22 protein-coding genes are annotated in these 22,382 nt (G+C 63.9%); 10 read left to right on the forward strand and 12 right to left on the reverse strand.

Annotated features, from left to right (window positions below; all coding sequences use genetic code 11):
• Positions 1–158 precede the first annotated feature (158 nt).
• A complete protein-coding gene (locus AC0L2L_RS02960; RefSeq protein ID WP_473576041.1) occupies positions 159–2,438 on the forward strand; it encodes an NADP-dependent malic enzyme in 2,280 nt (759 codons plus the stop codon).
• 93 nt (positions 2,439–2,531) lie between these two features.
• On the opposite strand, the gene AC0L2L_RS02965 is transcribed toward AC0L2L_RS02960, so the two are convergent.
• The 3 genes from AC0L2L_RS02965 to AC0L2L_RS02975 form a co-directional block, all read right to left on the reverse strand.
• Complete coding sequence (locus AC0L2L_RS02965) at positions 2,532–3,662, reverse strand: porin (RefSeq protein WP_473576042.1); 1,131 nt, start codon at positions 3,660–3,662, stop codon at positions 2,532–2,534.
• A gap of 381 nt (positions 3,663–4,043) precedes the next feature.
• The gene (locus AC0L2L_RS02970; protein WP_473576043.1) at positions 4,044–4,742 is read right to left on the reverse strand and encodes an antitoxin Xre/MbcA/ParS-like domain-containing protein; all 699 of its coding nucleotides are present in this window, start codon (positions 4,740–4,742) and stop codon (positions 4,044–4,046) included.
• Between the two features lie 254 nt (positions 4,743–4,996).
• Positions 4,997–5,989 carry an adenosine kinase gene (locus AC0L2L_RS02975; RefSeq protein ID WP_473576044.1) on the reverse strand — a complete coding sequence of 331 codons (993 nt, stop codon included), beginning with the start codon at positions 5,987–5,989 and terminating at the stop codon, positions 4,997–4,999.
• 296 nt (positions 5,990–6,285) lie between these two features.
• Between AC0L2L_RS02975 and AC0L2L_RS02980 the strand changes: the two genes are divergently transcribed.
• Together AC0L2L_RS02980 and AC0L2L_RS02985 are read left to right on the forward strand one after the other, a co-directional pair.
• Positions 6,286–7,179 (forward strand): EamA family transporter, encoded by an 894-nt coding sequence (locus AC0L2L_RS02980; RefSeq protein WP_473576046.1) that lies wholly within the window; start codon positions 6,286–6,288, stop codon positions 7,177–7,179.
• 122 nt (positions 7,180–7,301) lie between these two features.
• Complete coding sequence (locus tag AC0L2L_RS02985; protein ID WP_473576047.1) at positions 7,302–7,997, forward strand: sulfate transporter family protein; 696 nt, start codon at positions 7,302–7,304, stop codon at positions 7,995–7,997.
• On the opposite strand, the gene AC0L2L_RS02990 is transcribed toward AC0L2L_RS02985, so the two are convergent.
• From AC0L2L_RS02990 to AC0L2L_RS03010, 5 genes are all read right to left on the reverse strand, one after another.
• Entirely contained in the window at positions 7,994–8,806 is an 813-nt protein-coding gene (locus tag AC0L2L_RS02990) for an isocitrate lyase/PEP mutase family protein (RefSeq protein WP_473576049.1), read from the reverse strand. The genes AC0L2L_RS02985 and AC0L2L_RS02990 overlap by 4 nt on opposite strands.
• 78 nt (positions 8,807–8,884) lie before the next feature.
• Entirely contained in the window at positions 8,885–9,739 is an 855-nt protein-coding gene (locus AC0L2L_RS02995) for a hypothetical protein (RefSeq protein WP_473576051.1), read from the reverse strand.
• A 62-nt stretch (positions 9,740–9,801) separates the two neighbouring features.
• Complete coding sequence (locus AC0L2L_RS03000) at positions 9,802–10,461, reverse strand: HAD family hydrolase (protein WP_473576053.1); 660 nt, start codon at positions 10,459–10,461, stop codon at positions 9,802–9,804.
• Positions 10,462–10,947, reverse strand: coding sequence for a dUTP diphosphatase (gene dut / locus AC0L2L_RS03005; RefSeq protein WP_473576055.1), 486 nt, complete (start codon positions 10,945–10,947; stop codon positions 10,462–10,464). It lies immediately after the preceding gene.
• 250 nt (positions 10,948–11,197) lie between these two features.
• Positions 11,198–11,668 (reverse strand): Lrp/AsnC family transcriptional regulator, encoded by a 471-nt coding sequence (locus AC0L2L_RS03010; protein WP_473576057.1) that lies wholly within the window; start codon positions 11,666–11,668, stop codon positions 11,198–11,200.
• A gap of 115 nt (positions 11,669–11,783) precedes the next feature.
• On the opposite strand from AC0L2L_RS03010, the gene AC0L2L_RS03015 reads away from it, so the two are divergent.
• The 3 genes from AC0L2L_RS03015 (at position 11,784) to AC0L2L_RS03025 (ending at position 14,378) form a co-directional block, all read left to right on the forward strand.
• Entirely contained in the window at positions 11,784–12,038 is a 255-nt protein-coding gene (locus AC0L2L_RS03015) for a DUF6356 family protein (RefSeq protein ID WP_473576109.1), read from the forward strand.
• Between the two features lie 16 nt (positions 12,039–12,054).
• Positions 12,055–12,852 carry a class II glutamine amidotransferase gene (locus tag AC0L2L_RS03020; protein WP_473576059.1) on the forward strand — a complete coding sequence of 266 codons (798 nt, stop codon included), beginning with the start codon at positions 12,055–12,057 and terminating at the stop codon, positions 12,850–12,852.
• 152 nt (positions 12,853–13,004) lie between these two features.
• On the forward strand, positions 13,005–14,378 hold the full coding sequence (locus tag AC0L2L_RS03025) for an amidase (RefSeq protein WP_473576060.1): 1,374 nt from the start codon (positions 13,005–13,007) through the stop codon (positions 14,376–14,378).
• Here AC0L2L_RS03025 and AC0L2L_RS03030 read toward each other — a convergent pair.
• Complete coding sequence (locus AC0L2L_RS03030) at positions 14,372–15,451, reverse strand: NAD(P)/FAD-dependent oxidoreductase (RefSeq protein ID WP_473576062.1); 1,080 nt, start codon at positions 15,449–15,451, stop codon at positions 14,372–14,374. The two genes, AC0L2L_RS03025 and AC0L2L_RS03030, sit on opposite strands and share 7 nt — an antisense overlap.
• 97 nt (positions 15,452–15,548) lie before the next feature.
• Here AC0L2L_RS03030 and AC0L2L_RS03035 point away from each other — a divergent pair, with 97 nt between their 5' ends.
• The 3 genes from AC0L2L_RS03035 to AC0L2L_RS03045 all read left to right on the forward strand — a co-directional run bounded on the left by AC0L2L_RS03035 (position 15,549) and on the right by AC0L2L_RS03045 (position 18,752).
• Positions 15,549–16,145 carry a TetR/AcrR family transcriptional regulator gene (locus AC0L2L_RS03035; protein WP_473576063.1) on the forward strand — a complete coding sequence of 199 codons (597 nt, stop codon included), beginning with the start codon at positions 15,549–15,551 and terminating at the stop codon, positions 16,143–16,145.
• Positions 16,142–17,062 carry a haloalkane dehalogenase gene (locus AC0L2L_RS03040; protein WP_473576065.1) on the forward strand — a complete coding sequence of 307 codons (921 nt, stop codon included), beginning with the start codon at positions 16,142–16,144 and terminating at the stop codon, positions 17,060–17,062. The genes AC0L2L_RS03035 and AC0L2L_RS03040 overlap by 4 nt, the downstream gene beginning before the upstream one ends.
• Positions 17,063–17,159: 97 nt before the next feature.
• Positions 17,160–18,752: a peptide chain release factor 3 gene (locus tag AC0L2L_RS03045; protein WP_473576066.1), complete on the forward strand. Its 1,593-nt coding sequence runs from the start codon at positions 17,160–17,162 to the stop codon at positions 18,750–18,752.
• 42 nt (positions 18,753–18,794) lie between these two features.
• Here the strand turns inward: AC0L2L_RS03045 and AC0L2L_RS03050 are convergent, their stop codons facing one another.
• The 3 genes from AC0L2L_RS03050 to AC0L2L_RS03060 all read right to left on the reverse strand — a co-directional run bounded on the left by AC0L2L_RS03050 (position 18,795) and on the right by AC0L2L_RS03060 (position 20,264).
• A complete protein-coding gene (locus AC0L2L_RS03050; RefSeq protein ID WP_473576068.1) occupies positions 18,795–19,262 on the reverse strand; it encodes a VOC family protein in 468 nt (155 codons plus the stop codon).
• A gap of 32 nt (positions 19,263–19,294) precedes the next feature.
• The gene (locus AC0L2L_RS03055; RefSeq protein ID WP_473576070.1) at positions 19,295–19,822 is read right to left on the reverse strand and encodes an SRPBCC family protein; all 528 of its coding nucleotides are present in this window, start codon (positions 19,820–19,822) and stop codon (positions 19,295–19,297) included.
• 97 nt (positions 19,823–19,919) lie between these two features.
• On the reverse strand, positions 19,920–20,264 hold the full coding sequence (locus tag AC0L2L_RS03060; protein WP_473576071.1) for an ArsR/SmtB family transcription factor: 345 nt from the start codon (positions 20,262–20,264) through the stop codon (positions 19,920–19,922).
• Positions 20,265–20,446: 182 nt separating this feature from the next.
• On the opposite strand from AC0L2L_RS03060, the gene ilvD reads away from it, so the two are divergent.
• Complete coding sequence (gene ilvD, locus AC0L2L_RS03065; protein WP_473576073.1) at positions 20,447–22,291, forward strand: dihydroxy-acid dehydratase; 1,845 nt, start codon at positions 20,447–20,449, stop codon at positions 22,289–22,291.
• Positions 22,292–22,382: the final 91 nt, after the last annotated feature.

Consider the following 22,382-nt stretch of genomic DNA (forward strand, 5'->3'; position numbering starts at 1 on the left):
GCTGGGCCACCGTGCGGGAAAATTGCCGCGCTCGTGAGCGAACCGGACCGCGCCTGATCGCTTGGCCGTTTACAGCGCTGCCGTGTAGCCTTAATCCGAAGACACACGAACACGCACCTGTCTCAAGGGTGCGCACAGGCGAGGAAATCAAAAGCATCATGGCCAGGAAAACCGAAAGCAGCGGCCCCTCCGTCAGTCCTGAGGAGGCGTTGGAATTCCACGCCATGGGACGGCCAGGCAAGCTGGAGATCGTCGCCACCAAGCCAATGGCGACGCAGCGCGATCTGAGCCTCGCCTATTCGCCCGGCGTCGCCGTTCCCGTGCGCGCGATTGCCGAGGACCCTAGCCGTGCCTTCGACTACACGGTCCGCGGCAACATGGTGGCGGTCATCTCCAACGGCACCGCCATCCTCGGCCTCGGCAATCTCGGCGCGCTGGCCTCCAAGCCGGTCATGGAGGGCAAGGCGGTGCTGTTCAAGCGCTTTGCCGATGTCGATTCCATCGACCTCGAGGTCGATACCGAGGATGCCGACGAGTTCATCAACTGCGTGCGCTTCCTCGGCCCCTCCTTCGGCGGCATCAATCTCGAGGACATCAAGGCGCCGGAATGCTTCATCATCGAGCAGCGGCTGCGCGAACTGATGGATATTCCCGTCTTCCATGACGACCAGCATGGCACCGCCATCATCTCCTCCGCCGGCCTGATCAACGCCCTGGAGATCACCGGCCGCGACATGAAGACTACAAAGATGGTCTGCAACGGCGCGGGCGCCGCCGGCATCGCCTGCATCGAATTGATGAAGGCGATGGGCTTTGCGCCGGAAAACATCATCCTGTGCGATACCAAGGGCGTGGTCTTTCAAGGCCGCACCGAGGGCATGAACCAGTGGAAATCGGCGCATGCGGTCAGGACCGAGGCGCGCAGCCTCGCCGAAGCACTGGACGGCGCCGACGTCTTCCTCGGCCTGTCCGCCAAGGGAGCGCTGACCACCGCCATGGTGCAGTCGATGGCGAAGAACCCGATCATCTTCGCCATGGCCAATCCCGATCCGGAGATCACGCCGGAGGAAGTGGCCGAGATCCGCACCGACGCCATCATGGCCACCGGCCGCTCGGACTATCCCAACCAGGTCAACAATGTGCTGGGCTTTCCCTACATCTTCCGAGGCGCGCTGGATGTGCGCGCCACCACCATCAATGACGAGATGAAGATCGCCGCCGCCAGGGCGCTGGCCGAGCTGGCGCGCCAGGACGTGCCGGACGATGTCGCCGCCGCCTATCAGGGCAATCGGCCTAAATTCGGCGCCAACTACATCATTCCGGTGCCGTTCGATCCGCGCCTTATCTCGGCGATCCCGCTGGCGGTGGCGAAGGCGGCGATGGAAACCGGCGTCGCCCGCAAGCCGATTCTCGATCTCGACCGCTACGCGCAGGAGCTGTCCGCCCGCCGCGACCCGATCGCCTCGACGCTGCAGCGCATCTACGACCGCGTGCGCCGCCAGCCCAAGCGCATCGTCTTCGCCGAGGGCGAGGAGGAACAGGTGATGCGCGCTGCCGTCTCCTATGTGAACCAGAAGCTCGGCACGGCCATCCTGCTCGGCCGCGACGATGTCATCAAAGACAATGCCCGCAATGCCGGCATCGACTTGAACAAGCCGGGCCTCGAAATCATCAATGCCAGGCTGTCGCGCCGCAACGGCATCTACACCGACTATCTCTACGAACGGATGCAGCGGAAGGGTTTTCTGTTCCGCGATTGCCAGCGCCTGATCAACAACGACCGCAACCATTTTGCCGCCTGCATGGTGGCGCTCGGCGATGCCGACGGCATCGTCACCGGCGTCACCCGCAATTATTCGACGGCGCTCGACGACGTGCGCCGCATCATCGACGCCAAACCCGGCCACCGCGTCATCGGCGTGTCGATCGTGCTCGCACGGGGCAAGACGGTGCTCGTCGCCGACACCGCGGTGCACGACATGCCGAACGCCGAGCAGATCGCCGATATCGCCGAGGAAGCGGCCGGTTTTGCGCGCCGCATGGGTTATGAGCCGAGGCTCGCCATGCTTGCCTACTCCACCTTCGGCCATCCGCAGGGCGAACGCTCGGAACGCGTCCAGGAGGCGGTGCGCATCCTCGACAAGCGCCGCGTCGATTTCGAGTATGACGGCGAGATGGCGGCCGACGTGGCGCTGAATCCGCGGGCCATGGCGCAGTACCCGTTCATCCGGCTGACCGGCCCGGCCAATGTGCTGATCATGCCGGCATTCCACTCGGCCTCGATCTCGACCAAGATGCTGCAGGAACTCGGCGGCTCGACCGTCATCGGGCCGCTGCTGGTCGGCTTGAACAAGCCGGTTCAGATCGTCTCGCTCAACGCCAAGGACTCAGACATCGTCAACATGGCGGCGATCGCGGCTTATACGGCCGGGAATTGACGAGATAGCGGCGCGACGGTTTCGTTTGCTTGAGCCAAGGCAAAAGGCCCGCGGCGATGCCGCGGGCCTTTCTTTTGTGATCTTTGCGTTCGATCAGAAGTTGCGCTGGAAGCGGACGATGCCGCCCACGCTGTCTTTCTTGTCGGCCTTGGTCCAGTTGCCGAACGGGGTGCCGTCGTCGAAGTGGCCGAAGTGATCCCAGTCGACTTCGGTCGTGATCGTGAAGCCCGGAACGATGGTGTAGGCGACGTTGGCTGCGAGCGCGTAGTTCTTATCGTCGTCAGCCGAGGCCTGGAGATTGAACGACGTCTTGGCATTGAACTTGTAGGTGCCGCCGCCCCAGACAGCCCAGTTGCCGCCCCAGGGCTTGTAGAAGCCGCGGCCATGGGTCTTGGTAACGTTACCCGCATCGTCGCTAAGGTTGTCGTCCGTGCCGTAGCCGCCCATGATGAACAGCGACAACTCCTTGGAGACGTTGACGTCCAGGCGAACCTTGCCGGCAACTTCCTCATAGGCGCTGTCATATGCGACGACGCCGGTGATCGCACCCCAGTCCTGCTTGTACTTCACGCCGCCGACGACATGCGGAACGTAGCTGTCGATCGTACCGAAAACGCCCTTGTCGTCCGCGCCTTCTTCGAGCGAGATCACGGCCGAGAGGCCGTTGCCGGCGTCGAAGTAGTACTGGACGACATTGGTGTCCTTGATGCCGTAGGGGATGATCGTATCCTGGATGACGTTGCCGGCGTAGCCGATGAACGAGTCGTAGGCCGATTCGTCCTTGCCGACGCGCAGGCCGCCAAGCTGGATCCAGGCGAAGTTCAGCGATGGCGTGCTCGTCGGGCCGCCATTCTTGAAGTTGAAACGCGTCTCGGTATAGGTCTTCAACGTGCCGAGCTCGGTTTCCTGACCGGTCCAGGTCTTCAGCGCGAAGCGGGCGTTCTTGTTCCAGCTGTTCTGAGAGTCGCCGTCCTGAACGTCGGTCGTCTTGCGGCCGTCCAAAGTGCCGGGATCGCCGACGCCGGCGTCATAGCGGATATAGCCGCCGACACGCAGGCAGGTCTCGGTGCCAGGGATGTAGAAGTAACCCGCGCCATAGACGTCGCAGATCTTGACGTATTCGGCCGGTTCCGGCTCGGCGACGGTCACCGCATCGGCGGCGTGTGCGCCCGAAACTGCGACCAGGGCCGCAGCGGAGCCGAGAAGAAGGCTCTTGATGTTCATTTTTCTTGAATCTCCAGTCAAAGGTTCAAGACAGGCCTGACATGCCGTTCGGCTTCTGCCACCCCCGTCCCCATCGTTGAAAAAGGTGCGCGCACCGGCGCCGCTTCTTCGCCTTGGACATGGCTTAATCGGCGGTGGCGCACAACAGAGATTGTGTCCGAATGGCGGCTTTTTGACTCTTATAAAGGTCTTGTTGCCCAAATATCACGTCATATATTTGTAAAGATTGGGACATATTGCACAATCTATACAATATAAACGTCAGGAATTCACCGCAATGTGCCAAATGTGCCAATTATTACAGTTTTGTGGCGGATAGTTTGCCGAATAAAATCTAAAATCGCGGATAAACATGGAAAAATTGACTCCTGGAGACAGGGGTCAGGACAGCATGCGGGCGGCGCCGACCACGTCCTCGACCATGTCTTTCCTCAACATCTCGATGGGGACACGGCCATCGAGCTCGGGCGAAGGCCGGCTCAGCCAGAACCAGGCAAGCCGCGGACTGGCGATCGCCACCAGCACGTCGCTGATTCCCAGAACCGGCCTGCCGTCGACGAACTGGGCCAATGGGAAGACATGCTTGCGGCCGCCCTTGCGTAGCGCAACGACCTCGCCCCGCCTTTGCCAGCGATGCAGCGTGGAACGCGGGATGCGGAGCTTCTCTTCCAGATAGGTCGAGCCGGCGACCTCGCCGGCCCAATCCTCGATCAGCATCGATTGCAGGTCCGCGGCCCGCTCGGCGATCTGCTGGGCCGTCGGCCTTGCTGTTTCCGGTTTCGGTGGCGCGCGGTCGGATAAGGCCGGACCGTCGCTGGTGATCTTGTCCGTCATCACGCGGAAGAAATCGGCGGCAAGGCCGGTCCACTCACCCTTGAAGGAACCGATTGCAAGGCGCTGTGCCGGCGGCAGGAAGGGGAGGGCGGCTGCCACATGGCCGGCGATCTTGCCGGCTGATGCCAGCGCCTCGGCATCCAGCAGGACACCGTGCTCCATCAGCGCCTGTTGCACTGCTTCGGCCATAAGGCCTGCCAACGCCTCTTGTGAAATCCCGTCGGACGGGTCCTGGAATCTGCTCATGAATCTGTCTTGTGGCCCGCGCTCCTCCCCAGGCGCCGGCGGTTGCTGAAATCTATAGCGGAAAATTGAAATCGCGGCAGCAACGGACGCCGCGGCCCGGCAGCTTGCAGGCTTGCATCTTCACACCCCTGGTTTGGCGTGCCGAAATGTCAGTCGCGGCATGCCCCACGCTGCCTGTAGGAGCGCTCTGTGACAGGCGTGCGACAGTTAGCGCCTCTTCCCTTTCCTCTCATGTGAGGGAGAGGTAAGAGGCGCTACAGCAGCCCGGCTTGCTCGGCCTCGCGACGCAGGTTTTGGCGCGGACGCGGGCCGATCTGCTGGATCACCAGCCCGGCCGCCAGCGAGCCGAGATCGCCGCAATCCTTGAGGCTGCGTCCGGTCGTGTAGCCGTAAAGGAAGCCGGCGGCATAGAGATCGCCGGCGCCGGTCGTGTCGACCAGCTCCTTGATCCTTGTCGCCTGGATGGTGACGGTTTCCTCGCCGCGCACGATCACCGAGCCTTTTTCCGAGCGGGTGACGGCGGCTATTCTGCAATCCTTGCGGATGGCGGCCAGCGCCTCCTCGAAGGACGCGGTCTGGTAGAGCGACTTGATCTCGTGGCTGTTGGCAAAGACGATGTCGACGGTGCCCGAACGCATCAGCTCGAGGAACTCGTCGCGGTAGCGGTCGACGCAAAAGGAATCAGACAGCGTCATCGATACTTCGCGGCCCGCCGCATGCGCCAGCTTCGCTGTCTGGCGGATGGCCTCCTTGGCGCGCGGCGGATCCCAGAGATAGCCCTCGAAATAGGTCACCTTGGCGCCGGCGGCCTTGTCGGCCTCGACATCCTCGGGGCCAAGCTCGACGCAGGCGCCGAGATAGGTGTTCATCGAACGCTCGCCGTCGGGCGTGACGAAGATCATCGAGCGCGCCGTCGGCGGTTCGCCCTCCAGCGGCCCGGTATCGAAGGCCACGCCCTGGGCGTGGATGTCGTGCGTGTAGATTTCGCCCAGCGCGTCGTTGGAAACCTTGCCGAAGAAGGCGGCCCGTCCGCCGAGACTGGCCACACCGGCCGCGGTGTTGCCGGCGCTGCCGCCGGAAGCCTCGATCGCCGGTCCCATGCGGCTGTAGAGCAGTTCGGCGCGCCTGGCGTCGATGAGGTTCATCGCGCCCTTGATGATACCGTTGGTCTCGAGAAAAGCCTCATCGCATTGCGCGATGATGTCGACAATGGCATTGCCGATGCAAAGCACGTCATATTCCGGCATCAAAATCTCCGCCAAGAACCCATCCGGCTATCTGGCATGCCGGCCGGGCGCGGGTCTAGCTAGTTGCCGCCACTTTGCCTACCCCGAAAATCGCCACTGCCTTCCGCGATGCCGGCCTCGGCGCCGATTGTTCGCCGGCTGCGGCAGTGTTCCGATTCAACTGGCCCATATCAGCTGCAGCACAGGCGACTATCATTCGGTCGCGATCGAAACATTTGCGCCTCGCCGAGCGCTAGAAGCGGATCGCTGCGGCAACAGGCTGAAGGCACAACCGTAAAATGTCCGAGAAGACCGAAATGTCCACCGACCTCGCGCTGCTTGGCGTGCTGGCGGTGTTGTGGGGCGCTTCGTACACCTTCATCAAGATCGGCGTCGAGACGATCCCGCCCGTGACCTTCATCGCCGCCCGCACGTTGATCGCCGGGGTTATTCTCTTCATCGTCATTCGCTGGCGCGGCCTTGCCATGCCGACAGATGCGGCAACCTGGCGCCGGTTCGCCTTCCAGGCCTGCCTCAACAGCGTCGTGCCGTTCACGCTGATCGCCGCTGCCGAACGCTCCGTCGATGCCGGCCTTGCCACCATCCTCAATTCGACCTCGCCGATCTTCACCTTCCTGCTGACGGCGTTGATCACGCGCCATGAGCCCGTCACGGCGCGCAAGCTGGTTGGCGTCGGCGCCGGCATCGTCGGCATCTGCCTGATCATCGGCACCGAGGCGCTTGGCGGGCTTGGCCATCAATTGTGGGCGCAGCTTGCAATCATCATTGCAACGATCTCCTATGCCGGGGCGGCGATCTTCGGCCGTGGCTTCAGGGGCCTCGATCCGATGCTGCCCGCCGCGGGCTCGATGCTTTGCGGCGCGGTGATGCTTGTGCCGCTCAGCCTGATCGTCGACCGGCCGTGGACGCTTGCGCCGTCGTCCGCTTCGATCCTGGCCTTGCTCGGGCTGTCGGTTTTTTCGACGGCGCTGGCCTTCGTCATCTATTTCCGCCTGATCCATACGCTGGGCTCGGTCGGCACCACCTCGCAAGCATATCTGCGCGTGCCGATCGGCGTCGGCATCGGCGCCGTCTTTCTTGGCGAAAGCCTGGGACCGGCGGCCTGGGTCGGCATGGGTTTTGTCGTCGCCGGCGTCGCGGCCATGACCATTCCCGCACGGCGGGCCAGAGCAATTCCAGGAAAAGCGTGAACGGTCAGGTTCGGCAATCTCGCTATAGCCTCCGTTGAACCACGCTCGGGCGCAATAGTTGCGCCGGCCGCCGTCGCAGCCTATCTCGGCGTGTCGTTTCTCGATGAGAGCCTGGACCCGCCGTGATCCTAGACGCCGCCCGCGCCGCCGCCAGCCGGCTGTTCTCGCCTGAATTCCGCTCCGTCTTCTTGAAGACGCTGGGGCTGACGCTGCTCGCCCTTGTCGCGCTTTGGCTCGGCCTCGAGAGCCTGCTCGAATGGCTGGCCTGGCCATGGCTGCAGGCGCTGCTGCCCGGCCTGCCGTCCTGGGCCGGATGGCTGGGCGGCATCATCGCCGGCATCGTTCTGGCTGTGGGGATGGCTTTGCTCATCGCCCCGGTCACGGCAATCGTCGCCGGTCTGTTCCTCGACGACGTTGCCGAAGTGGTCGAGCGTAGCGACTATCCCAACGATCCGCCCGGCCGCTCCGTGCCGGCGCTGCATTCGCTTGCGCTGGCCATCAAATTCTTCGGCGTGGTCGTCCTCGGCAACATCGTCGCGCTGCTGCTGCTTCTGGTGCCGGGCGTCAACATTGCCGCCTTCTTCATCGTCAACGGCTATCTGCTCGGCCGGGAATTCTTCGAGTTCGCCGCCATGCGTTTTCGCCCCGAGGCCGAGGCCAAGGCGCTGCGCCGCAAATATGCCGGCACGGTGTTCCTGGCCGGGCTCTTCATTGCCGTGTTCCTCGCCGTGCCGCTGCTCAACCTTCTGACGCCGCTTTTCGCGGCCGCAATGATGGTGCACCTGCACAAGGCGGTCGCAGCGCGGGAGCCGGTTTAGTCCTGTTCGGTGCCGCCGCCACGGAACAGCGCCTGCAGCTTGCCGAACGGCATTGCCGCCCGGGTGAAGCCGAAGGTGCCGTCCTGCTGGATCTCGCGCGCCGCCGTCTCCAGCATGCCATAGGCGAAATTGGCCAGCCACGGTCCGAGCGAGACGCGCCTTACGCCGGCCATGGCAAGGTCGGCGATGGTGAAACCGGGGCGGGCCATCACATTGACCGGCCGGCTCATCGACGAGCACATCGTGCGCACCATTTCGACATCGCTGATGCCCGGCGCATAAAGCACATCGGCGCCGGCTTTCTCGAAGGCCTGCAGCCGCTTGACGGTGTCGTCGAGGTCGGTCTTGCCCCAGAGGAAATTCTCGGCTCGCGCGGTGAAGACGAAATCGTGCTTGAGCGCCCGGGCGGCCTCGACGGCGGCCGCGACGCGTTCGGTCGCCAGCGAGAAATCGTAGATCGGATTGGCGGGGTCGCCCGTATGGTCCTCGATCGAGCAGCCGGCGAGACCGGCGGCCTCGGCCGCGAAGATGGTCTCGGCCGCCTGCTCGGGGCTGTCACCCTTGCCGCGTTCGAGATCGGCCGAAACCGGCAGGTCGGTTGCCGCGGTCACGTCGCGGCAATGGTGGATCATTGCCTCGAAGGTCACGGCGCCGTCCGGCAGGCCGCGCGAGAAGGCGAAGCCGGCGCTGGTCGTCGCCAGCGCCTTGAAACCGAAGGAAGCCAGAAGCTTGGTCGTGCCGATATCCCAGGGGTTGGGCATGACGAAGGTGGAGGCATGCAGGTCGCGAAAAATCTTGCCCTTGTCCATGGTGGATCCTCAATCACGAGTGGGGTCGTACCGGGAATTTATCGCGGCCGTTCGAGCCGGGCAAATGAATGCGGCTGTTTAGAAGCGTTTGGCGTTTTCTGCTGACAATTTCTCGAAGGCGTCGGAATTGCGAACGTAGCGCGACCTGGCTTGATGCCAGCGATAGGTGACCGAGATGTCGTGCGAGACGGCCTTGGGCGCCGGCTCCTCGCAGGTCACACCGCTCGGCTTGGTGGCGTCGGTCACGGTCACCGTGATCGCCGCGTAGGGTTCCTTGTCGCCGGGCGTCTGGAATGAAAGATCCTGTGTCCGTTTGTAGGCGCAGACATTCTCGTCGAATGTTTCGATCTGGTCGATCGGCTCGAAGCGGTCGTTTCGAACCAGGATAAGGATCGTGCCGACATATCCCTGGTTCGAATTGAAGTGCGTGCTCATGGTGACGAGCACGTCGTCGCCGGGACTGACCGCGAGCTTTCCCGGATCGCGAAAATAGGTGCTCTGGTCGGTTCCGACGTTGACGGCGTCGAGCAGCTTCGGCCTGCCGGTGAGATCGTAGAGCGCCAGCACGGCGAACCCTTCGGCGCTGTCTTGCGCCTGGCCGAGGTCGAAAAGCATCGTCAGCCGGTCCTTGCCGCCGGCCCTGATTGGAAGAACGGCCGCATTCGGCAGGTTGACGCTTTCGGGCGGCGAGCCGCCGTCGTCGCGACCGAGGATGTCGCGCATCTCGATCGGCGCGCTGCCCTTGTAAAAACCGTCATCGCCTGCCGTCAGATCGGGAACGACCATCTTGGCAAGGTCGAGATAGGTGACGTCCTGCTGTCCGGGAACGGCGCTGTTCAGTTCCGGGAAGCTGACGGCCTGGGCCTGCGCGGCCGTCCATAGCCAGGGAAGCAGCAGGCAGGCAAAGATGAAGCGAAACAGCCCGGCAACCATATGGAAGCCCCCTCGAACGTCGCACGCTAGCACGGCATTCCAAGGCGTGCATCCGGCTGCGATCAGCGGATCGGCACGAGTCCCGCGAGTTCCCGCATGTCGTCGAACAGGATGCCGCCGGCCGCCGCCAGGCCGTCGCGATCGGAGAACGGATCGGCATAGTAGGAGAACACACGCATGCCGGCGGCAATGCCCGCCTGGGTGCCTGCGACGCTGTCTTCAATGACGATGCAGTCGGTCGGCGCGAAGCCCATCGTCTTTGCCGCATGCAGGAAGAGATCCGGGAACGGCTTGCCTCGACTGACCATCGTGGAGGAAAACATGGCATGCTCGAACAGCGGCAAGAGCCCGGTCTGGCCAAGCGTGATGTGCATCTTCGAGACCCGCGCCGATGAGGCGACGCAATAGGCGATGCCGGCCGCGCGCACCTTCTCGATGAAGTCGCGCACATGGGGGATCGCCTCGACGCCGTGCGCGAACAAATCCGGCAGGCCGGCATTCCAGCGCTCGACGAAGTCGGCGCCGAGCCTGACCGCCGTCGTCTCTTCGATCTCCTTTTGCACCGAGACCATGCTGCGGCCGGAAAAATGCTTGCGGCAATATTCGAAGCTGGTCGTAAAACCGGCAGCAGTGAGCCATTCGGCAAGACGCCTGTTGGCAAGGTTCTCGGTGTCGACCAGGACCCCGTCGCAGTCGAAGATGACGAGTTTGGGTATTGCCATTCAAGCGGTGCCGGTCGACCCGAATCCGCCGGCGCCGCGCGTCGTGCCGCCGGCCAGCGCTCTTTCTTCAACCGCAACCTGGGTCACCGCCGCAAAGACGATCTGGGCAATGCGCATGCCGCGCGTCACCGAGAAATCCTCGTCGCCTAGATTGACGAGCAGCACTTTCACCTCGCCACGGTAGTCGCTGTCGACGGTGCCGGGCGAGTTGAGCACGGTGAGGCCGTGCTTGAAGGCAAGGCCCGAGCGTGGCCGCACCTGGCCTTCCATGCCTTCGGGAATTTCCAGGACGAGCCCGGTCGGCACCAGGGCCCGCTTTCCGGGCAGGATGAGCAGCGGCCGGTCTTCCGGCACCGCGGCCCGCAAATCCATGCCGGCCGCACCGGTGCTCTCATAGGCCGGCAGCGGCAGGCCTTCGCCATGCGGAAGCCTGACGAAACCGACGGCGGGGCCGATGACGGAGGAGTTTTGGAAAGCTGCGCGCATAAAATCGATCCTATCGGCGCGAATGCCGATTCGGTCAATTCGGCCGTGACGCTATCCAAGGCTTTCTTTGAGGCGTCACGATGTCTTCGTTTTCCAGCGAAGGCGTCTCGATAAGGTTGTTGCGCAGGTGGAATGCTTACTTGGCGATTGGCGAGAACGCTTATCGCTTCGTCATCCACGGGCGGAGCAAGGAGCGAAGCGACGCGGCGCAGACCCGAGGATGACGAAGTTGAGATGCCTTGGCGCTACCTCAGCGCAGTTCCACCGGCACCACGGTGGTCTCCTTGATCTCCTCCATGACGAAGGAAGCCGAGACGTCCGACAGCGGCACCTTGGCGATCAGCCGCTGGTAGAGACGGTCGTAAGCCTTCACGTCGGCGACGCGGGCCCTCAGCACATAATCGAGGTCGCCCGACATGCGGTAGGCGCCGGTGATCTCGGCAAAGCCGGTCACCGCCGCACGGAATTTCTGCAACCAGTCCGGGTCATGGTTGGAGGTGCGGATCAGGATGAAGACGGAGAGGCCGAGTCCCAGCTTGTCGGCATCGACCAGCGCGACGCGGCCGGTGATCACACCGTCTTCCTCCAGCCGCTTGACGCGCCGCCAGCAGGCATTGCGCGACAGCGCCACCCGCTCCGACAGCTGGTCGACCGAGAGCGTGCCGTCGCGCTGCAGCTCGGCCAGCAATCTTCGATCAACCTCATCGATTTCTGTCGACATATTGGGATGAATGTCCCATAAAATAGCCAAAAGCAAGGACAATTTGGGATCGATGAACCAAAACCGTGTGGCACGATACTCAGCATCGGGGCTCATCCCGGCAGGAGGGATCACCATGTCGACACGGCTTACGGCGCTCTTCACGTCTCACCCGGACAAGGTCGGCGAGACCTATTTCGGCCACATGGCGTTCGCCGCCTGGTTCTGTTCGCGCCTGTCGATGGCGGCGGGCGCCGCGCTTGTTCACGCTTTCTTGCCGTTTCTGTTCGAAACTACGGCGAGCCGAATCGTTCGCGAGCTCTATGAGCGCACGCACAACAGAGGCTCGCACGCGGTGAAAGAGCCTCAGGCTCTGATGGATCGCGCCTGACAGATGGTGGAATGCGATGTGCCGGTGGGCGGCCTATCTTGGTGAAGCGGTCTTCCTCGAAGACATCATCACCGCGCCCTGCCACTCGCTGATCGCCCAAAGCCACTGCGCCCAGGAAGCCAAGTCGCCGACCAATGGCGACGGCTTCGGCCTCGCCTGGTATGGCGAGCGGCCCGAGCCCGGCCTTTATCGCGACATCCTGCCGGCCTGGTCCGATCCCAATTTGAAAAGCCTCTGCCGCCAGATCAAGTCCGGCCTGTTCCTCGCCCATGTGCGCGCCTCCACCGGCGGCGCCACCAGCCGCATGAACTGCCACCCCTTCATCTCCGGCCGCTGGTCGTTCATGCATAACGGCCAGATCGGCGGCTTCGAGAAGATACGCCGCACCTTGGAGAACACGCTCTCCGACGAAGTCTTCGGTCAGCGTGAAGGCACTACCGATTCCGAGCTCTTCTTCCTCCTGATGATCGACCAAGGCCTGGCGAGCGACCCGCAGGGCGCGGTGTCGCGGGCGACCGGCCGTGTCGTCGAGGCCTCGCGCCGCGCCGGCATCGAGCCGGCCCTGAAATTGACGGCGGCCTTTTCCGATGGCGAGGCGCTGTACGCCATTCGCTATGCCACCGACGACCATGCGCCGACGCTTTACACCTCCGCCTTCCGCAACGGTGGCCGCTGCATTGTCTCGGAACCCTTCGACCGCGACGGCGGCGAGTGGCAGGCGATCCCGCCGTCGAGCTTCGTCACCATGACAAAGGACAGTATGGCGATCCGGCCGTTTGCGCCTGCTGTCGCGAAACTGGCGCTGGCCGTCTAGCCAAGACAAAGGCTGCGGTAGAGCACCGACCTGACACATCGGCCGGCGCAATTTCGATCAAGCACAATCCATCCTTGGATGCTCAACTCAGCTTGAAGCTGCGTCGCAATCCGCCATGTTGAGGAAAGGCGCGCAGCAGTCGGAGCATCGCCATGGACCCCGCCTTCTCCTCTGCTATCGACCTCGCGGCTGCGATTGCCGCACGTAACATCTCGGCAGTCCAGGCGCTCGATGCGCATCTTGCCCGGATCGACCGGCATAACCAGGCAATCAACGCTATTGTCATCCTCGATCGGGAAGAGGCGCGGGCGCGTGCCCGGCAGGCCGATGAGGCAATGGCACGCGGCGACGCGCCCGGTCCGCTGCATGGTGTGCCCTTCACGCTGAAGGACGCCCATGAGACGGCCGGCATCAGGACCACCGCCGGCTTCCCGCCTTTTGCCGACTATGTGCCGAGGCAGGACAGCCCCGTCGTGGCCAGGCTCAAAGCGGCCGGCGCCGTGCTTATGGCCAAGACCAATGTCGCGACCATGCTGGGCGACTGGCAGTCGGACAATCCCTTGTTCGGCCGCACCAACAATCCATGGAGCCTCGATCGCACCGCGGGCGGCTCCAGTGGCGGCGCGGCGGCAGCCGTCGCAACAGGTATGACGCCATTCGAGGTCGGCACCGACATGCAGGATTCCATCCGCCTGCCTGCCGCCTTCTGCGGCGTCTATGGGTTGAAGCCGACCGAACATCGCGTGTCGCTGGCCGGCGGCTTCCCTGATCCAGGAGGCACTCCGCGCAGCGTCCGGCTGATGTCATGTATTGGCCCGCTTGCCCGCAACATCGAGGATCTGGCGCTGATCTATCGGATCATCGCCGGCCCGGACGGGGCGGACACTGATCTGGCGCCCGTGCCGGTTGAGGCGATACCGAAACTCGAGCTCAAGTCGTTGCGCATCGCCTTCGCCGGGTCTTTCCCGGGCTTTCCGGTTGCGGCCGAGATCAGTGCGGCCGTCGAAAGCCTGGCCGCACAGCTCGCGTCAACGGGCGCGGCCGTGGAGGAGGCAAGGTTGCCGAAGCTCGACCTGCATGACGATCTCGCCAAAGGCGGCGCACTGATCGGCATGATGCTCGAAGCCGCCCAGCCGGAAGCGCCGGAGCAGCCGACGCCGGTGTCGAACTGGTTCGCGGCGCTCGCCCGCCGCGACCGGTCGATCCTCGCCTGGGAGCGTTTCTTCGAAAGCTGCGACGCCTTGCTTTGCCCGGTCGCCATGACGACGGCCTTTCCGCATTGCAAGCCGGGCAGCCCGCTCAAGGTCAACGGCAGGGACGAGGGCTATTGGATGCTGCCGGGTCACGGCGCCGTATTCAATTATTCCGGTCACCCGGCGCTCGCATTCCCTTGCGGGCAGGACAGCCATGGCTTGCCGATCGGTTTGCAGCTCGTCGGCCGGCACTGGTCGGAAGCGCGGCTGCTTGCTATCGCGAGTGCAATTGCGCCACTCAACGGCGGCTTTCGCCGACCACCGGGTTACTGAGAGAACCGCTCCAGCCCGTACGGCGCCAACAGCCCATCGCGTTCGCCCTCGAGGATTTCCCGCGTGGCAAACAAGCCGACGGCCGGCGCCAGGGTAATGCCCGAATGCATGACGGCGATGTAGAGGCCGCCTACGCCTTCGGCGCGGCTGATGATCGGAAAGCCGTCGGTCGGTGTCGGCCTGTAGCCGACAGTGTGGAAGTCTAGTTCCAGTCCGTCCGCGTCATGCAACGCCGCCTTCATCGCCGCGAACAAATCGCGCGCCGTGGCTTCAGGGTTTTCGCCCGGATCGCTGCCGGCGAAATCCGAACCGGCGATGATGCGGCCCTCGGCCGTCTGGCGCATGTGCAGTCTCTCGGCATGCACCAGCCCGTTGAGCAATTTCCTGTAGGGACGGGAGTGCGCGATGAGGCCCGGCGGCGTGTCGAGCGGCAGCTTGATGCCGGCTGTCGCGGCAATTGCCGGGGTGCCGGTGCCCGCCGCAACGACGACCTCGTCGGCGCCGACGGTTTCGCCCGAAACGACCACGCCGGTCACTTTGCCATCCGATGGGATCAGCCTGTCCACGACGCCGATGATCACCCGAGCGCCGCTCTGTTCGGCATCGGCGAGCAGCGCCTTTGCGGTCGCGACCGGCTCGGCAACGCCTTCCTCCGCAACGTAGACGGCGAAATCAGGGGGATCGACAAGGTTGGGCTCGATCTGCGCGGCCCGCTCACGGCCGACGCGCTCGATGCCATAGCCCCACGACAAGTGTTCGGCCGCATAGGCTTCGAGCCTGTCCGGAGGCAGGTCGAAGCACAGGCCGCCGCACCAGGCGAGCGGCAACCCGGCCACGTCCTTCGCCAACCTTTTCCATTCGGCCATGGCGCGTATGCGCAGCCTGAAATAGACCTCGGGATTGCCCCAGCTGGCGTTGATCCAGGCGAAGGAATTGGGCGTCGCGACACCGCCGGCGCCGCTTGTCGAGACGACCGTCACCCGCGCGCCGGCCTTGGTCAGATGCCAGGCGATCGAAGCGCCGATGATGCCGGCGCCGATGACGATGATGTGTTTCGTCACGCTGCTCTCCATCCTGTTCCCGTGAACTTTCCAACTGCCATTTGCAGGAGGCTTTGCCAACGCAAACTTGCGCGCTTGACATAAATACGTACGTACGTATTATATCGCCATGGCTAGACGATCACTCCGCGAAAATCTCCTCGAGGCCGGCTTCCAGACCATCTGGAATTCCGGCTACACCGCAGCCGGCGTCCGCGACATCGTCGCCGCGGCCGGCGCCCGTCCGGGCTCCTTCACCAATCATTTTGCTTCCAAGGAGGAGTTCGCCGGCGAGGTGCTGGAACGCTACTTCGCCTATGTGAGCGGACTGGTCGAGAATGCGCTGGCGCCTGACGGCACGCCGCCTGTTGGCAGGCTGCGCCGCTACCTCGACGTCATCACCTCGAAGCTCGAAGCGCATGACTGGGCGCGCGGCTGCATGATCGGCAATCTCAGCCTGGAAACGGCCGTTCACAGCGAGCCGCTCCGGCTCCGGCTGGTCGACATTTTCGAGCGCTGGCGCCAGCCATTCGCGGCCTGCATCGCCGAGGGTCAGGCGGCGGGCGAGATCACCACGGCCTTCGATGCCGGGGACCTCGCCGATTTCCTGCTGTCGTCCTGGCAGGGCGCCATGCTGCGCATGAAGGTCGAGCGCAGTCCCGAGCCGCTCGAGCGGTTCAAGAAAATCATCTTCAGCACCGTATTTGGGAAGGAGACAGTGCGATGAATTCGAAGACCGACGCACAGCAGGCCACCTTGCGGCGTTCGCAGGTGGCGGTGTTGGATTCCACCATGTCCTATGTGGAGGCCGGAACGGCTGGTCCAACAGTGTTGTTCCTGCACGGCAATCCAACGTCCGCCTATATCTGGCGCAACATCATCCCGCATGTCGCGCCCTTCGGCCGCTGCATCGCGCCCGATCTGATCGGCTACGGCCGCTCGGGCAAGCCGGACATAGACTATCGCTTCTTCGATCAGGTCCGCTACCTCGATGCCTTCATCGAGGCGCTCGACATCAAGGATCTGGTGATCGTCGCCCAGGACTGGGGTACGGCGCTGGCATTCCATTTCGCGGCGCGACGGCCGCAACGCGTCCTCGGCCTTGTCTTCATGGAATTCATCCGTCCCTTCGAGCGCTGGGAGGATTTCCATCAGCGTCCCCAGGCGCGCGAGCTCTTCAAGGCGTTGCGCACGCCCGGCGCCGGCGAGAAGCTGGTGCTTGAGGACAATATCTTCGTCGAAAAAGTGCTGCCGGCCTCGGTGCTGCGTACACTGAGCGAAGAGGAGATGGCGGCCTATCGGGCGCCGTTCCCGACACCGCAATCGCGTAAGCCGGTGCTGCGCCTGCCGCGGGAACTGCCGATCGAAGGTCAGCCGGCGGATGTCGCCGCGATCAGCGGGCACGACCACCGCGCGCTACGGCTTTCGTCCTATCCAAAGCTGCTTTTCGCCGGCGATCCCGGCGCCCTGATTTCAGCGCAGGCGGCAAGGGAGTTCGCGGCCGGGCTGAAAAACTGCCGCTTCATCGATCTGGGGCAGGGCGCCCACTATCTGCAGGAAGACCATCCTGACACGATCGGCAAGACCATTGCCGGCTGGTTGCCGCAGATTGCCTGGGCGCAAAGCACGGCCGAACCGGCTTGAGCCGGAGCGGCGGGTACGAGGTATTGCCCGCCCATGTCGACAGGCCGGCGCCGCACTGGTAGAAGCGCCGCCTGTCACACGGAACGCCTTAAAAGAAATGCCCGAAACCATACCTGAAGAGGTTGCGCGCCGCCGCACCTTCGCGATCATCGCGCACCCCGACGCCGGCAAGACCACGCTGACCGAAAAACTGCTTCTGTTCGGCGGCGCCATCCAGCTTGCCGGCGAGGTCAAGGCCAAGAAGGACCGCATCCAGACCCGGTCCGACTGGATGAAGATCGAGCGCGAGCGCGGCATCTCGGTCGTCACCTCGGTGATGACCTTCGAATATGACGACAACGTCTTCAACCTGCTCGACACGCCCGGGCACGAGGATTTCGCCGACGACACCTATCGCACGCTGTCGGCGGTGGATTCGGCCGTCATGGTCATCGACGCCGCCAAGGGCATCGAGCCGCGCACGCTGAAACTGTTCGAGGTCTGCCGGCTGCGCGACATCCCGATCATCACTTTCGTCAACAAGATGGACCGCGAGAGCCGCGATCCGTTCGAGATCCTCGACGAGATCGAGCAGAAGCTGGCGCTGGACACCGCGCCGGTCACCTGGCCGATCGGCCGCGGCAGGACCTTTTCGGGCACCTACCATCTGGCGCTGAACGCCGTGCGCAAAGGCGACGAGGAAAAGGAGCGTACCCCTGTCAACGGTCCGGATTCCAATCGCGTCGCGGGACTGCTGCCGGAGAATGAGCGCGAAGCCTTCATCGAGGAACTGGAACTCGCGCGCGAAGCCTGCCGGCCACTTGATATCGACGCCTTCCGCGAAGGCCATCTGACGCCGGTCTATTTCGGCTCGGCGCTGCGCAATTACGGCGTGCGCGACCTGATCGAGGCGCTTGGCGCCTATGGCCCGCCGCCGCGCGCGCAGGAAGCCGATGAACGCACGGTCGAGGCGACGGAGGACAAGATGACCTCCTTCGTCTTCAAGATCCAGGCCAACATGGATCCCAACCATCGCGACCGCATCGCCTTCGTCCGCGTCTGCTCGGGCAAGCTGGAGCGCGGCATGAAGGCCAAGCTGGTGCGCACCGGCAAGCCGATGAGCCTGTCGGCGCCGCAGTTCTTCTTCGCCCGCACCCGCGTCACCGCCGATGAGGCTTTTGCCGGCGACGTCGTCGGCATTCCCAATCACGGCACGCTGCGCATCGGCGACACGCTGACCGAGGGCGAGGAGATCCTGTTCCGCGGCGTGCCGAACTTCGCCCCGGAAATCCTGCGTCGCGTGCGCCTTGGCGACGCGATGAAGGCCAAGAAGCTCAAGGAAGCCCTGCACCAGATGGCCGAGGAAGGTGTTGTGCAGCTCTTTTCACCCGAGGACGGTTCGCCGGCTATCGTCGGCGTCGTCGGCGCCCTGCAGCTCGACGTGCTCAAGGAGCGGCTGAACATCGAATACACGCTGCCGGTCGATTTCGAGATGTCGCGTTTCTCGATCTGCCGCTGGATCTCGGCCGACGACAAGGCGGAAGTGCAGCGCTTCATCGAGGCGCATCGTGGCGACATCGCCCGCGACCTCGACAACGATCCGGTGTTCCTCGCCCAGCACGCCTTCTCGCTCAACTACGAGGCCGAACGCTGGAAGGCGATCCGCTTCACCGCGGTCAAGGACTATCAGGTCCGCGACAAGGCGGCGTGAAGCGCAGTTTCCTTCTCCCACAAGGGGAGAAGGGAAGGCCTCTCACCCCTTCGCCGCCGCTTCCAGCCTGTCGATCTCGATCTTGCCCATCTTCATCATGGCGTCCATGACGCGGCCGGCCCTGGCCCGGTCGGGATCCTGAAGCAGGCGCGGCAGCTGTTCCGGCACGACCTGCCAGGAAACGCCGAACTTGTCCTTCAGCCAGCCGCAAGGTCCGGGCTCGCCGCCCTCGGTAAGCTTCGTCCAGAAATGATCCACCTCGGCTTGCGTCTTGCAGTCGATCGACAGCGAGATCGCTTCGGTGAACTTGTATTGCGGCCCGCCGTTCAGCGCCTGGAAGGTCACGCCGTCGAGCTCGAACGAGGCGACCAGCACCTGGCCCTGCTGAGGATGGCCTTCGGGCCAGCGCGTGACGCTCAGCACCTTCGAATTCTTGAAAATGGAGATGTAGTGGTTCATCGCCTCTTCGGCCTGGGTGTTGAACCACAGGAAGGTGGTGATCTTCTGCATTGTTTTCTCCTTTGTGCTCTCTTGGGGAAGGGTCAGGCGGCGCCTTTGACGGCGTCCTGAAGCGAAGCGAGATAAGCATCGAGCTGGGCGTAACTGTCGGCCATGCCCGAGGTCATGCCGGTGCCAAGCGCGCCGTCGCGCGCGGCTTGCGATGCGTAGAGGATTGTTTGCGTCAGCAGCGTCTTGCCGTCGACCTCGGTGAAAGAAACGGTTCCGAGCGCCTCGCCGCCGGTCCAGTCCTCGTCGAACAACTCTGCGGCCACGATCAGGCTCGGCCGCACGATCGCACGATAGGTGGCGCTCATGCCCATCGCTTGCCCATCACGATGGCGCCACACATAGCGTGCCGCGCCGCCCACCCTGAGGTCGATCTTGCAAACCTCCAGCCGCCAGCCGTCCGGGCCATGCAGCCAGCCCTTGAGCAGCCTCGGAACGGTCCAGCAATCGAACACCATCGGGCGCGGCGCGTCGAAAACGCGGGTTATGCGAATCTCGCGATCGCTGGGGGTTGTAACGGTCAGCGTCGCGACGGTCGTGCCTGGCAATCTGGCGGTGCTCATCAAATGCCCTCTCTATGCTTGCTTCACCCAAGGACGTTCAGCCGGGCGCCGATCCGACAGTGCGCCGGCTTTTCCGGCCAGCCCGCAGGCATTGGGCCTATTGTCCCGGCTCGTCCGAACCCTGCTGGGCCTTGAGCGCGCCGAGCAGCGCATCCAGCCGCTGGAAATTACCCTCCCAGATCTTGCGGTAGCGCTCCAGCCATTCCGTGGCTTCGGCCAGCGGCTTCACTTCGAGCCGGCATGGCCTGCGCTGCGCATCACGGCCGCGTGAGATCAGCCCTGCATTCTCGAGCACCTTGAGATGTTTCGAGATCGACGGCTGGCTCATGGCAAACGGCTCGGCAAGTTCCATCACCGAGGCCTCCCCGTCGATGAGTCGGGCGAGAATGGCGCGTCGCGTGGGATCGGAAAGCGCCGCGAAGGTGGCGTCGAGCTGGTTCATATTAAATAGCCAAATGGATATATACCTAAATGGCTATATTACAGTCAGCGTTGTTGGTCAACCAGCTACCTGGCGCAGCGCAAAATTGTGGCAAGGCCGGATGGTGGCCGCTATAACCGCTGCCGACTAAGATTAAGCGCCGCCCGCCGCGTACGGCGCGGCAAGCCAGCAAGGACAATCCGATGCCTGCCTATCGTTCCCGCACCACCACCCACGGCCGTAACATGGCCGGCGCCCGCGGCCTGTGGCGCGCCACGGGCATGAAGGATAGCGATTTCGGCAAGCCGATCATCGCTGTGGTCAACTCCTTCACCCAGTTCGTGCCGGGCCATGTCCATCTGAAGGACCTCGGCCAGCTCGTCGCGCGCGAGATCGAGAAGGCCGGCGGCGTCGCCAAGGAGTTCAACACCATCGCCGTCGATGATGGCATCGCCATGGGCCATGACGGCATGCTCTATTCGCTGCCGTCGCGCGAGCTCATCGCCGATTCCGTCGAATACATGGTCAATGCGCACTGCGCCGACGCCATGGTCTGCATCTCCAACTGCGACAAGATCACGCCCGGCATGCTGATGGCCTCGCTGCGCCTCAATATCCCCACCGTCTTCGTCTCCGGCGGCCCGATGGAGGCCGGCAAGGTGGTGCTGGCCGGCAAGGCGCAGGCGCTCGACCTGGTCGACGCCATGGTCGCGGCCGCCGACGACAAGATCTCCGACGAGGACGTCAAGGTCATCGAGCGCTCGGCGTGCCCGACCTGCGGCTCCTGCTCCGGCATGTTCACCGCCAATTCGATGAACTGCCTGACCGAGGCGCTCGGCCTGTCGCTACCCGGCAACGGCTCGACCTTGGCTACCCATGCCGACCGCAAGCGCCTGTTCGTCGAGGCCGGCCATCTGGTCGTCGATCTCGCTCAGCGCTACTACGAGCAGGACGACGAAACAGCACTTCCGCGCAGCATCGCCTCCAAGGGCGCCTTCGAGAACGCCATGACGCTCGACATCGCCATGGGCGGCTCGACCAACACGGTGCTGCACATCCTAGCCGCCGCCCATGAGGGCGAGGTCGATTTCACCATGGAGGACATCGACCGGCTGTCACGGCGGGTTCCTGTGCTTTGCAAGGTCGCCCCGGCCAAATCAGACGTCCATATGGAAGACGTCCACCGCGCCGGCGGCATCATGGCCATCCTCGGCCAGCTCGACGAAGCAGGCCTCATCAACCGCGACCTGCCGACGGTGCACACGTCAAGCCTCGGTGAGGCGCTTGATCATTGGGACATCTCCCGCACGACCAGCCAGAATGTCCGCGACTTCTTCCTGGCAGCACCTGGCGGCGTGCCGACACAGGTCGCCTTCAGCCAGGACCGCCGCTGGGATGAGCTCGACACGAACCGTGAAACAGGTGTCATCCGCTCGGCGAAGACGCCGTTCTCGAAAGATGGCGGCCTTGCCGTCCTGAAGGGCAATCTGGCGCTCGACGGCTGCATCGTGAAAACAGCCGGCGTCGACGAGTCGATCCTGAAGTTCACCGGGCCGGCGCGGGTGTTCGAAAGCCAGGATGCCAGCGTCAAGGCGATCCTCGGCAACGAGATCAAGGCCGGCGACATCGTCGTCATCCGCTACGAGGGGCCGCGCGGCGGCCCCGGCATGCAGGAGATGCTCTACCCGACCAGCTACCTGAAGTCGAAGGGCCTCGGCAAAGCCTGCGCGCTGATCACCGACGGCCGCTTCTCCGGCGGCACGTCCGGCCTGTCGATCGGCCACGTCTCGCCGGAGGCGGCGGAAGGCGGCACGATCGGGCTGGTGCAAGAGGGCGACACGATCGAGATCGACATCCCCAACCGCACCATCCGCCTCGCCGTCAGCGATGCCGAGCTCGACGCGCGCCGCAAGGCGATGGCGGCGAAAGGCGCCGACGCCTGGAAGCCGGCGGAAAAACGCAAGCGCAAGGTAACCACGGCGCTGCGCGCCTATGCCGCCTTCGCCACCAGCGCCGACAAGGGCGCGGTGCGGAAAGTGCCGGAGTGAGGCACAACCTCCCTTTCTCCCCTCACATGAGGACCATGGGGTCAAGAGGTTGATCGGGCTGGCTGCTGGTTTGGTTCGTGGGCAGCTGTTC

Source organism: Mesorhizobium sp. WSM4832 (assembly GCF_055811115.1).

What these genes read in the sequence shown, in the direction of transcription:
- AC0L2L_RS02960 (WP_473576041.1), top strand. Translation starts at nt 159, where the DNA reads ATGGCCAGGAAAACCGAAAGCAGCGGCCCCTCCGTCAGTCCTGAGGAG.
- AC0L2L_RS02965 (WP_473576042.1), bottom strand. Translation starts at nt 3,662, where the DNA reads ATGAACATCAAGAGCCTTCTTCTCGGCTCCGCTGCGGCCCTGGTCGCA.
- AC0L2L_RS02970 (WP_473576043.1), bottom strand. Translation starts at nt 4,742, where the DNA reads ATGAGCAGATTCCAGGACCCGTCCGACGGGATTTCACAAGAGGCGTTG.
- AC0L2L_RS02975 (WP_473576044.1), bottom strand. Translation starts at nt 5,989, where the DNA reads ATGCCGGAATATGACGTGCTTTGCATCGGCAATGCCATTGTCGACATC.
- AC0L2L_RS02980 (WP_473576046.1), top strand. Translation starts at nt 6,286, where the DNA reads ATGTCCACCGACCTCGCGCTGCTTGGCGTGCTGGCGGTGTTGTGGGGC.
- AC0L2L_RS02990 (WP_473576049.1), bottom strand. Translation starts at nt 8,806, where the DNA reads ATGGACAAGGGCAAGATTTTTCGCGACCTGCATGCCTCCACCTTCGTC.
- AC0L2L_RS02995 (WP_473576051.1), bottom strand. Translation starts at nt 9,739, where the DNA reads ATGGTTGCCGGGCTGTTTCGCTTCATCTTTGCCTGCCTGCTGCTTCCC.
- AC0L2L_RS03000 (WP_473576053.1), bottom strand. Translation starts at nt 10,461, where the DNA reads ATGGCAATACCCAAACTCGTCATCTTCGACTGCGACGGGGTCCTGGTC.
- dut (WP_473576055.1), bottom strand. Translation starts at nt 10,947, where the DNA reads ATGCGCGCAGCTTTCCAAAACTCCTCCGTCATCGGCCCCGCCGTCGGT.
- AC0L2L_RS03010 (WP_473576057.1), bottom strand. Translation starts at nt 11,668, where the DNA reads ATGTCGACAGAAATCGATGAGGTTGATCGAAGATTGCTGGCCGAGCTG.
- AC0L2L_RS03015 (WP_473576109.1), top strand. Translation starts at nt 11,784, where the DNA reads ATGTCGACACGGCTTACGGCGCTCTTCACGTCTCACCCGGACAAGGTC.
- AC0L2L_RS03020 (WP_473576059.1), top strand. Translation starts at nt 12,055, where the DNA reads ATGTGCCGGTGGGCGGCCTATCTTGGTGAAGCGGTCTTCCTCGAAGAC.
- AC0L2L_RS03025 (WP_473576060.1), top strand. Translation starts at nt 13,005, where the DNA reads ATGGACCCCGCCTTCTCCTCTGCTATCGACCTCGCGGCTGCGATTGCC.
- AC0L2L_RS03030 (WP_473576062.1), bottom strand. Translation starts at nt 15,451, where the DNA reads ATGGAGAGCAGCGTGACGAAACACATCATCGTCATCGGCGCCGGCATC.
- AC0L2L_RS03035 (WP_473576063.1), top strand. Translation starts at nt 15,549, where the DNA reads ATGGCTAGACGATCACTCCGCGAAAATCTCCTCGAGGCCGGCTTCCAG.
- AC0L2L_RS03040 (WP_473576065.1), top strand. Translation starts at nt 16,142, where the DNA reads ATGAATTCGAAGACCGACGCACAGCAGGCCACCTTGCGGCGTTCGCAG.
- AC0L2L_RS03045 (WP_473576066.1), top strand. Translation starts at nt 17,160, where the DNA reads ATGCCCGAAACCATACCTGAAGAGGTTGCGCGCCGCCGCACCTTCGCG.
- AC0L2L_RS03050 (WP_473576068.1), bottom strand. Translation starts at nt 19,262, where the DNA reads ATGCAGAAGATCACCACCTTCCTGTGGTTCAACACCCAGGCCGAAGAG.
- AC0L2L_RS03055 (WP_473576070.1), bottom strand. Translation starts at nt 19,822, where the DNA reads ATGAGCACCGCCAGATTGCCAGGCACGACCGTCGCGACGCTGACCGTT.
- AC0L2L_RS03060 (WP_473576071.1), bottom strand. Translation starts at nt 20,264, where the DNA reads ATGAACCAGCTCGACGCCACCTTCGCGGCGCTTTCCGATCCCACGCGA.
- ilvD (WP_473576073.1), top strand. Translation starts at nt 20,447, where the DNA reads ATGCCTGCCTATCGTTCCCGCACCACCACCCACGGCCGTAACATGGCC.